At 74.5% G+C, this 9,799-nt stretch carries 7 protein-coding genes; 6 read left to right on the top strand and 1 reads right to left on the bottom strand.

Annotated elements, in window-relative coordinates; all coding sequences use genetic code 11:
* Positions 1–124 precede the first annotated feature (124 nt).
* Complete coding sequence (locus ACGF3C_RS09480) at positions 125–1,180, top strand: glycosyltransferase family 4 protein (RefSeq protein ID WP_357229574.1); 1,056 nt, start codon at positions 125–127, stop codon at positions 1,178–1,180.
* 18 nt (positions 1,181–1,198) lie between these two features.
* On the opposite strand, the gene ACGF3C_RS09485 is transcribed toward ACGF3C_RS09480, so the two are convergent.
* Complete coding sequence (locus ACGF3C_RS09485; RefSeq protein WP_393220335.1) at positions 1,199–2,689, bottom strand: serine/threonine-protein kinase; 1,491 nt, start codon at positions 2,687–2,689, stop codon at positions 1,199–1,201.
* 165 nt (positions 2,690–2,854) lie between these two features.
* Here ACGF3C_RS09485 and ACGF3C_RS09490 point away from each other — a divergent pair, with 165 nt between their 5' ends.
* From ACGF3C_RS09490 to ACGF3C_RS09510, 5 genes are all read left to right on the top strand, one after another.
* A complete protein-coding gene (locus ACGF3C_RS09490) occupies positions 2,855–3,688 on the top strand; it encodes a patatin-like phospholipase family protein (RefSeq protein ID WP_355008125.1) in 834 nt (277 codons plus the stop codon).
* The gene (locus ACGF3C_RS09495) at positions 3,688–4,692 is read left to right on the top strand and encodes a 1-acyl-sn-glycerol-3-phosphate acyltransferase (protein ID WP_355008124.1); all 1,005 of its coding nucleotides are present in this window, start codon (positions 3,688–3,690) and stop codon (positions 4,690–4,692) included. The genes ACGF3C_RS09490 and ACGF3C_RS09495 overlap by 1 nt, the downstream gene beginning before the upstream one ends.
* A gap of 21 nt (positions 4,693–4,713) precedes the next feature.
* Entirely contained in the window at positions 4,714–5,034 is a 321-nt protein-coding gene (cutA, locus tag ACGF3C_RS09500; protein WP_091406014.1) for a divalent-cation tolerance protein CutA, read from the top strand.
* A 48-nt stretch (positions 5,035–5,082) separates the two neighbouring features.
* Positions 5,083–8,544, top strand: a complete 3,462-nt coding sequence (locus ACGF3C_RS09505; RefSeq protein WP_393220340.1) for an SCO7613 C-terminal domain-containing membrane protein — start codon at positions 5,083–5,085, stop codon at positions 8,542–8,544.
* A gap of 136 nt (positions 8,545–8,680) precedes the next feature.
* Positions 8,681–9,733, top strand: a complete 1,053-nt coding sequence (locus tag ACGF3C_RS09510; RefSeq protein ID WP_357235658.1) for an acyl-CoA desaturase — start codon at positions 8,681–8,683, stop codon at positions 9,731–9,733.
* Positions 9,734–9,799: the final 66 nt, after the last annotated feature.

The following is a 9,799-nucleotide window of genomic DNA, read 5'->3' on the forward strand; positions in this document are numbered from 1 at the left end:
CGGACGCCACCGGGAAACCGCCGCCGACCAGCGGCGCCGCCGTACCGGGGAGCAACGGGGAGGACTCGTGGCCGTGAACCACCCGCCTGCGGGACGCCCCGAGGAGCGGTCGTTGCGCATCGCGATGGTGGTTCCGCCGTGGTTGTCAGTTCCGCCGCCCGGCTACGGCGGCCTTGAACAGGTCGTCGCCGCCCTGGTCGACGCGCTCTGCGGGCAGGGGCACTCGGTGACCCTGTTCGGCGCCGGAGATGACCACGGCACAGCGGCCGACGGCTTCGTCTCCACAGTGGCCGAGGTCCAGTACGAGCGGCTCGGCGAGTCACTGCCCGAGCTGGCACACCTGGCCCGGGTGAATCGGCTGATCAGCCCGGCCGACTTCGACGTGATCCACGACCACACCACTATCGGTCCGCTGGTCGCCGGCCGTCGGGCCGTGCCGACGGTCGCGACAGTGCACGGCAACCCCGTGGGGGAGTACGGCGACGTGCTGAGCGACATCGACGCGGGCGTGGCACTGGTGGCCATCTCGCACGCCCAGCGCCGGCTGAACCCGAACCTGCCCTGGGCCGGCACCGTGCACAACGCGCTCGACATCCGCGGTTTCCCGCGCAAGCACACGCCCGGCGCGGGGCCGGTGCTGTGGTTGGCCCGGTTCAGTCCGGACAAGGGCCCGGACACCGCCATTCGGGCGTGCCGGGCGGCCGGACTGCCGCTGCTGTTGGCCGGCAAGTGCAACGAGCCGGCCGAGCGCCGCTACTACGAGCAGGTCGTCGCGCCGATGGTCGACGACGACGTGACAGTGGTGCTCAACGCGGACCGCGCGACGACGCTGCGGATGCTCGTCGACGCGCGGTGCCTGATCATGCCGATCCAGTGGGACGAGCCGTTCGGCATGGTGATGCTGGAGGCGATGGCCACCGGCACGCCGGTGGTGGCGCTCAACCGGGGTGCGGTGCCGGAGCTGGTGCGGCCGGGGCTGACCGGGCTCGTCGTCGAGCGGTCGGAGGAGCTACCCGCGGCGTTGCTCGCGGCGGAGCGACTCGACCCGGAGGAGTGCGTGGCGCACGTGGCCCGGAACTTCTCGGCCGAGCGGATGGCGAGCGGCTACGCCGAGGTCTATCGGCGCTTCGCCCTCGGCCGGCACGACGTCCGTGAGCCGGCCCGGGTGCCGGTGCGCTGACCCACCGGTGTCGCCGGGTCAGGCCCCGGTCGCCCCCAGCTCGGCGATGGCGGCGTCGAGCCGGGAGGCGTACGCCGGGCTGATGCCGCCCTCGCCGAGACGGACGGCGACCTTGGCGCGCAGCCGGGCCACCGGCGGTGCCAGCTCTTCGCGGCCGGAGCTGACCGCGACGGTCAGGTTGCGCAGCTCGTTGCGCAGGTCGAGGGCCACGTCGTCGCGGATCTCGCCGGCGCTCAGCCCGGTGCCGATCAACCCGTCGACCCGGCTCGCGACCTCGGTGAGGGTGCCCGGGTTCGAGGTGGGCGGCTTCGTCGAGGGCGTCGGGGTCGGCGGGGTGGACGTGATCGGCGTGGACGGCTGGGGGGTCGGCGGGTCGGTCGACGGGGTCGTCACCGGCCCGGCGGAGGGCTGTGCCCGGCGGGTCGGCTGCTGTTCGGGCAACAGCGCCACCCCGGCCACTGTCACCCCGACGGCCAGCACCGCCAGCAGCACCACCAGTCGCCGCCGCGACCAGCTCGACCCGGTCGGCGGCTCGCCCGCGTTGGAGGAGGCTCCGCCGTCCGAGGCGGCTCCATCCAGTCGCGCCGCCGCCGGGACGCTGGCCGTCGCGACGGTGGGCGACTGCGGTGGCAGGGGCTGGGTGGGCACCCGGATGGTCGCCGTCGGGGGCTCGGCGGGCAGCGTATGGTCGCGGAGCGCGGTGGCGACCTGCCGGGCGGTGGGTCGGTCGGCCGGATTCCGGGCGAGGCTGCGCAGGCAGATCTCGACCACCGGCGCGGGCAGGTCCGGTAGATCGGCCAGCGTCGGCGGCGGACCACTGGCCAGCGCGGCGCTGAGCTGTTCCCAGGTGTCCGCCGGATACGGGACCCGGCCGGTGAGCGCCTCGTGCAGCAGCACGCCGAGCGAGTACACGTCGGTGGACGGCTGGGCCGGCGCGCCGTCGAGACGTTCCGGGGCGACGTACGCCGGGGTGCCGAAGGTCTCGCCGTCCTCGTCCTCGTCGGGCGCGCCGATCCGGGTGGCGATGCCGAAGTCGAGCACCTTGACGCCCGTCCCGGTCATCATCACGTTGGCCGGGGTGATGTCCCGGTGCACGATGCCGAGCCGGTGCGCGGCCGCCAGGGCGTCCGCCACCTGCGCCCCCACCTGGACCGCCTCGGTCCACGGCAGCGGCCCCTCGGTGAGCCGAAGCTTCAACTCCTCGCCGCTGAGCAGCTCCATCACCACGAACGAGGTGATCGAGCCGTCCGGGTCGACCGTCTCGCCGTAGTCGTGCACGGAGGTCAGGTGCGGGTGCACCAACTGGGCGGCGGCCCGTGCCTCCTCGCGCACCATTCCCCGGAACCGCGCGTCCGCGGCGAGTGACGGGGCGAGCACCTTGAGCGCGACCACCCGGTCCAGTACCTCGTCCCGGGCACGCCAGATGACCGACATGCCACCGGCGCCGATCTGGTCCAGAAGTCGGTATCTGCGAGCCAGCAATCGGCCCGGATGCAGCGCTGCCTTCACGGATCGCACCTGCCTCAGGGGTGGGAGCGGTATCAGGTTGCGCGAATGTGTCCTGCCTGTCAACGCCGTCGCCGCCGGCCGTCGACGGACGGTGCCTGCCGTGCGCCGACCGCCGGCCGACGGCGGCCCACCGGTCGGCGGCGGGCCCGTGCCAGGATGGACGACATGGCGGGGGGACCGGTGGCGTTCGTGCTCGGCGGCGGGGGAGTGCTCGGCGCGGTCGAGGTCGGCATGTTGCGTGCCCTGTTCCGGGCCGGCATCCAACCCGACATGGTCCTCGGCACCTCGATCGGCGCGGTCAACGGCGCGCTGGTCGCCGCGGACCCGTCCGAGGCGGTGACCGACCGGCTGGTCCGGCTCTGGGCCTCACCCGAGGCGAGCGAGGTGTACGGCGACTCGGTCGCCCGGCAGCTGCGCCGTTTCGCCGCCCGCACCCACCTGCACTCGCCCCGGCCGCTGCGCCGCCTGTTGGAGACCGAGCTGGGGGTGGACACCACCTTCGCCGATCTGCGGGTGCCGTTCCGGTGCTGCGCCGCCCACATCGAGCGGGCCGCCGAGCACTGGTTCGACAGTGGTCCGGTGGTGCCGGCGGTGATGGCGTCGGCCTCGGTGCCGGGCCTGCTTCCGCCGATGGAGATCGACGGCGCGCACTACGTGGACGGCGGGATTGTCAACTCCATCCCCATCGGCGAGGCGGTGGCCGTCGGCGCCCGCCGGATCTACGTCCTCCAGGTCGGTCGGATCGAACGGGAGCTGACTCCACCCCGTCGGCCGTGGGAGATCGCGCAGGTCGCATTCGAGATATCCCGCCGGCACCGCTTCTTCCGGGAGTTGGCGGCTCTGCCGGAGGGGGTGGAGGTGCACGTCCTGCCGACCGGCGGGCTCAACCCCCGCGACGACACGCCGTGGGCGTACCGGGACATGGCGGCGGTGGGACGGCGGATCAGTCGCGCCTACACGGCCTCCCGGCGCTACCTCGCCGCCCACCAGGAGCGTTGATGCCGTTACCTCCACGGTGGCTGCGTCGGTTGCTGTTCGCGCCCGCCGTCGTCCTGCTCGCCTTCCTCGTGGTCACCACGTTGCCGATCTGGGCGCTGCTGGCCGCAGCCGCGTCGCCGCTGGTCCCGGGCCGGTTGCGTCCACTGCGACTGCTCTGGATCGGCTGCTTCTACCTGGTCTGGGACGCAGCCGCGCTGCTCGCGCTCTTCGTGCTCTGGGTCGTCTCCGGTTTCGGCTGGCGGACCCGGTCGCCGGCCTTCCAGCGCGCGCACTACGTGTTGGCCGGCTGGTTCCTGCGGGTGCTGTTCTGGCAGGCGCGTTGGACACTGCGGTTGAGCATCGACGTGGTGGGCACCGACCCGGACACTGCGCTGCCCGGCCGGCCCGAGCTGGTGCTCTGTCGGCACGCCGGGCCGGGCGACTCGTTCATCCTGATCCACGGGCTGGTCAACTGGTTCCACCGGGAGCCTCGGATCGTCCTCAAGGACAGCCTCCAGTGGGATCCGGCGATCGACGTGCTGCTCAACCGGCTGCCCAACCGGTTCATCGCGCCGACTCCGGAGCGCGGCGAGGAGACGGTACGCCAGGTCGGGCACCTCGCCACCGGCCTGGACGACAACGACGCGTTCGTGATCTTCCCCGAGGGCGGCAACTTCACCCCCCGGCGACGGCTGCGCGCCATCGCCCGGTTGCGCTCCCTCGGCCTGGAACGGATGGCCCTGCGCGCCGAGCGGATGCGCCACGTGCTCGCCCCGCAGCCCGGTGGGATGCTCGCCGCGCTGGACGCCGCACCCGACGCCGGGGTCATCTTCGTCGCCCACACCGGTCTGGACCGGATGCTCACCGTCGCCGACGTGTGGCGGGAACTGCCGATGGACAAGCGGATCGTCATGCGGTTCTGGTCCGTGCCGCCGGAGGACGTACCGACCGGACGGCAGCAACGCATCGACTGGCTCTTCGACTGGTGGGCGCAGATTGATGCCTGGATCGCCGCTAATCGGTAAATGTCCGCGTAGGGTGCGGGCGTGGACGAGATCTGCGTGGTGACAACGGTGGTGGACGCGCGTTCGGTCGCCGACGTGCTGGCGGCTGCGGCCGTCGCCGGCAGGCTCGCCGCCTGCGCCCAGGTGGGTGGTCAGGTGGACAGCACCTACTGGTGGCGGTCCGGAATGGAGACGAGCACCGAGTGGTCGGTGCAGTTCAAGACCGCACCGGATCGGCTCACCGCGTTGCTGGACCAGATCCGGGTCAGCCACCCGTACGAGGTGCCGGAGATCCTGGTGTCCAGGGTGGAGAGCGGGAACCCCGACTACGCCACCTGGGTGTACGAGCACACCCGATCCTGAGTACGCGCACTCTGGGTCCCGCCCCGGTCCGTTGTCGATGATGACCCGGTGGACGACACCCGTTACCCCTGCCCCGCCTGCGGCGCACCGGCCGATCTGAGCGCCGGATGCTCCGGCTGCCGGCGCGCACCCGACCCGATCGCCGCCGAGGTGGTTCGGCTGAGCCGGGAGGTCGCCGAGCTTGAGCCGCAGGTGGAGCGGGCTCGTCGCACGTACACCGAGCTGGCCGGACGGCTGTCGACAGTGTCCGGGCGACGAGCCGAACTGGCCGCGGTCGTCCGCGCCGGGCTGGCGGCCTCGGTCGTGGCGCGCCCGGTGCCTGCCGCCGGACCGGCGCCGTTCATCGGCCCCGGCCCCGGCGTCGCGACGGGTTCGCGGCCGGGTGCGGCGGAAACCTCGACCCGGACGGTCCAGGGTCTGCTCTTCGTCCTCGGTGGACTCCTGCTGGGCACCGCGGCGGTGGTGTTCACCGCGGTCGCCTGGGCGGCGGTGGGGGTCACCGGCCGGGCGTTGATTCTGGCGGCGTTCACCGCGCTCGCGCTGGGCGTACCGCTGCTGGCGGTCCGCCGAGGGCTGCGCGGCACGGCGGAGACGTTCGCCGCGGTGGGGTTGCTGCTGGTGGTGCTGGACGGTTACGCGGCCTGGTCGGTGGACCTGGCCGGCGTGACCGGCTGGCCGGGCAGCCGGTACGCCGCGCTGGTCGGGGGGGCCAGCGCGGCGGTCGCCGTGGCGTACGGCCGGTGGAGCGGGTTGACGGGGCCCTGGTTCGCCGCCCTGGTGGCCGCCCAGCCGGCGTTGCCGCTGCTCGCCGCCGAGGCCGGGCTGGGTGCGGCGGGGTGGGCGTTGGTCCTGCTCGGGGTGGCGTCGCTGAACCTGGCCGTGCTGGCCGCGCTGCGTGGCCGGGGAGGGGCGGCGCAGCTCGTCGGCCGGGTGTTGGCCGGCGCCGGTCACGTCGCCGCGTTGGTGGGCGCTTCGGCGTGCGCGGTGGTGCCGCTGGTCGGTGGGCGGGCGGGGGGCTCGCCACTGCTGGCCGGGGTGCCGCTGTTGCTGGTCGCGCTGACCGGGTTCGGCGCGGCCTGGCTCGTCGGGGGGCGGGCGCTGCGGGCGGTGGCGGCAGGGCTGCTGGTGCCGGTGCTCGCCGCCGCCCTGCTGCGTCCGGTGGCGGAGCTGCGGCCGTCAGTGCTGCTGCTCGCGGCGGCGACTGTGGCGCTGGGGATGGCCGCCGCCGTGCGGTTCCTGCCGGGGGCGGTGGACGGTGGCGGCGGTTGGCGGACCGGCCCGCGGGCCGGCGCGCTGTTCGTCGCGGCCGGCACGGCGCAGGTCACCGTGTTGATCACCGTCGGGCTGGCGGTCGCCGCCGTCGGCCGGTCGTTGCCGGCCTGGGGCGGGGCCGGGACGGGGCCGGACCTGAGCTGGGGTTGGCAGCTGGCACCGGCGGTGGCACTGACGATCGGTGCCACGGCGCTGCTGCTCCCGGCCAGCACGCGGGCGGTGTTCGCCACGACCGGCGCGGTGGCGGTGCTGTTCGCCGTACCCGCCGGCTGGACGGCCTCCTGGCCTCAGGTGGTGGCCATCGACCTGGTCGGCGGGGTCGCGTTGTTGTTCGCCGTACTGGCCCGTCCGACCACCGCGCCGGTCGCCCTGCGCTCGCGGGCGCTCGGCGGTGCCGTCCTGCTCGGGCACGGGCTGCTGGTCGCCCTGGCCGCCCCGGCCGGTGCCCTGGTGGCGCTCGGCGTGCTCGCCGTGGTCGGGCTGGCGCTGGCCGTCCGACAGGGGCCCGGCGCGTACCGGGAGGTGGCCGGCGCGGGTCTGCTGGTCGGGCAGCTCGCGCTGCCACCGATCGCGGCGGTGGCGACGTTCGCCGTGGGCGGGCCGCCCTGGTGGCAGGCCCGGCTCGCCCTGGCCGCCGCCGGGTTGTCGCTGGTCGCGGCGCTTGCGGTCCGTCGCCACCGGGTGGAGCTGATCGGGTACGCGGTGACCGGCGCCGTCGCCGCGGTGACCGTGCCCGGCCTCGCGCCGCTGGTCGCGGCGGGTGACGAACCGCTCGCGCCGTACGCGGCGCTGGCCGCGTTGGGTGTCGCGTTCGTCGCCGGCTGGCTGCCGTCGGCGAGCGCCTCCGGCCAGGCGGCCCTCGGGGAGCGGCCGGCGGTTGACGGGCGCGGCTCGGCCCGGTCGGCGTTGTTGCTGGCGGCCGGCGGAACGCTGGCGGTGGTCGCCGTCCTGGCGGCCCTGCCGACAGTGCTGACCGCGCTCGGGTCGCCCTACGGCGGCTGGAACCGGGTGTGGTCGGGGGCGCCCACCGTCGTCGCCGACCCGACGGTGCTCCCGGTCGGGTTCGCGCTGGTCGTGCTGGCGGTGGCCGGTGCGCTGGCCGGTCGGCGGGTCGGCCTGCCGGTGCCGGCCGCGCTGCCGTTCGTCGCGGCGGCGCTGCCGGTCCTGCTCATCGCGATCGGCGCGCCGTGGCCGGTGCTGCCGGCGGCCGTTCTGCTCGCCGGCCTGGCGGTGCTGCTGTTCACCGCGCTGGCCGCCGCCCGCCCGGCGCTCACACCGGTCGCCGTGCCAGTGGGCGTGGTGCTGGTGGCCTCCGGTGTGCTCGGCCTGCTGGCCACCCGGGCCGGGACGCTTGCCGCCGAGGGGGCGCTGCTGGTGGCGGCGGTCGCGGTCGCCGCCGACGCGCGCCGGTTCGAGGTACGGGTCGCCGGCTGTCTCGCCGCCGTGGGCGCGGCGTCCGCGTTGGCGGCGACCGCGCCCCTCGCCGGTGGGCTGCCCCTGCGGGCTGCCTCGTATCCACTGCTGGGGGTGGCCGCGTTGGCGCTGGCCGCCGCGGCGGTCACCCCGGCGCGGGTCCGGCTGGGACGGGTGCTGGACGCCGCCGCGCAGGCCGTCGCGTTGGTGGCGGCGGTGCTCGCCGTCGAGGCGGCGCGGCACCTCGCCACCATCTGCGTGCTCTGGGGTGCCGCCGTCGCGCTGCGGCTGCTGCGCCGGGGGGAACCGGCCGGCCGGCGGTGGGCGTTCGCCGGGATCGCCGCCGGCAGCGAGTTGCTCGGGGCCTGGGTGCTGCTGGCCGCCGGTGGGGTGACAGTGCTGGAGGCGTACACACTGCCGGCCGCGGCGCTCGCCGTCGGAGCGGGTCTGCTGGCGCTGCGCACCCGGCCGGGGCTGATCAGCTGGCCGGCCCTCGGCCCGGGGTTGGTCGCGGCGTTGCTGCCCAGCCTCGTGTCGGTGCTGGCCGGGGCGGACCCCCAGCCGTGGCGGCGACTGCTGCTCGGCGCGGCGGCGACCGGCGCGGTGCTGGCCGGCGCGACCCGCCGGTGGCAGGCGCCGGTGCTGCTCGGCGGCGGGGTGCTGACGCTGCTGGCGCTGCACGAGCTGGCCCGCGGGTGGGATCTGCTGCCCCGGTGGATCTACCTGGGGATCGGCGGGCTGGCGCTGGTCGGGCTCGCCGCCACCTACGAGCGGCGTCGACGTGACCTGGCTCGACTGCGCGCCGCGGTGGGCCGACTGAGCTGAGCCGGACCCGTAGGGGTAGGGCCTGCCCTACCCCCCATTCGGGGGCTGTCGGGGTTACTCAGCGCTACCGCGATCGGGAGACTTGACAGTAAGCCCGAACCACCCTGGCGCGGGCGCAAGAGGAACGGGAGCAGCGATGGCGCTCGGAGCGGTGGCGGAACCGCCGGTACGACGGCGAGGCAGTGACTACGCACAGTTGTCCCGACGGATCAGCCAGGCGGGCCTGCTGGAGCGGCGCCCCGGCTGGTACGTCACCCGCATCGTGCTCACCCTCGGTGCCTTCGTGGCCGGCTGGGTGGCCGTGTTCCTGCTCGGCGACTCCTGGTGGCAGCTTCCCCTCGCGGCCCTGATGGCGGTGGCCACCACGCAGGTCGCGTTCCTCGGCCACGACGCCGGGCACCGCCAGATGTTCCGTCGGCGTCGCCCCAGCGAGCTGGTGGGCCTGTTCGCCGGCAACGCGGCGGTCGGGCTCAGCTACGGCTGGTGGGTCGACAAGCACAACCGGCACCACGCCAACCCGAACCACGAGGACGAGGACCCGGACGTCGGCGCGGGCGCCCTGGTGTGGACGCACGAGCAGGCGCTGGAGACCCGTGGGATCGGTCGCTGGATGGCCAAGCGGCAGGCGTACCTCTTCTTCCCGATGCTCCTGCTGGAGGGCCTGAACCTGCACGTGGCGAGCATCCGGGCCATCGTCGGCCGGGAGCCGAACGGCGGGTACACCGTGCCGATGCGGTACCGGGCGGCCGAGGCGGCGCTGCTCCTCGCGCACACCGTCGGCTATGTCGCGCTGCTGCTGGCGGTCATGTCCCCGGTCAAGGCGCTGCTCTTCGCCGTCGTGCACCAGGCCCTGTGGGGTCTCTACATGGGGTGCGCGTTCGCGCCGAACCACAAGGGCATGCCGATGCCGACCGCCGAGGACGAGTTGGACTTCCTGCGTAAGCAGGTGCTGACCTCCCGCAACGTGCGGGGCAGCCGGTTCGTGGACACCGCGTTGGGTGGGCTGAACTACCAGATCGAGCACCACCTCTTCCCGAACATGCCCCGCGCCAACCTGCGCCGGGCCCAGCCGATCGTCAGGGCGTACTGCGTCGAGCAGGGCATCCCGTACGCCGAGACCGGGCTCGTCGAGTCGTACCGGCAGGCACTCGGTCACCTGCACGAGGTGGGCTCGCCGCTGCGCGGCTGACCAGACCGGCCGCTGCGCGGCTGACATGAGGATCGAGCGGTGGGGCGGGCATCTGACGATGCCCGC

Origin of the sequence: Micromonospora sp. NPDC047762 (genome assembly GCF_043204655.1) — a bacterium.
Lineage (GTDB): Bacteria > Actinomycetota > Actinomycetes > Mycobacteriales > Micromonosporaceae > Micromonospora.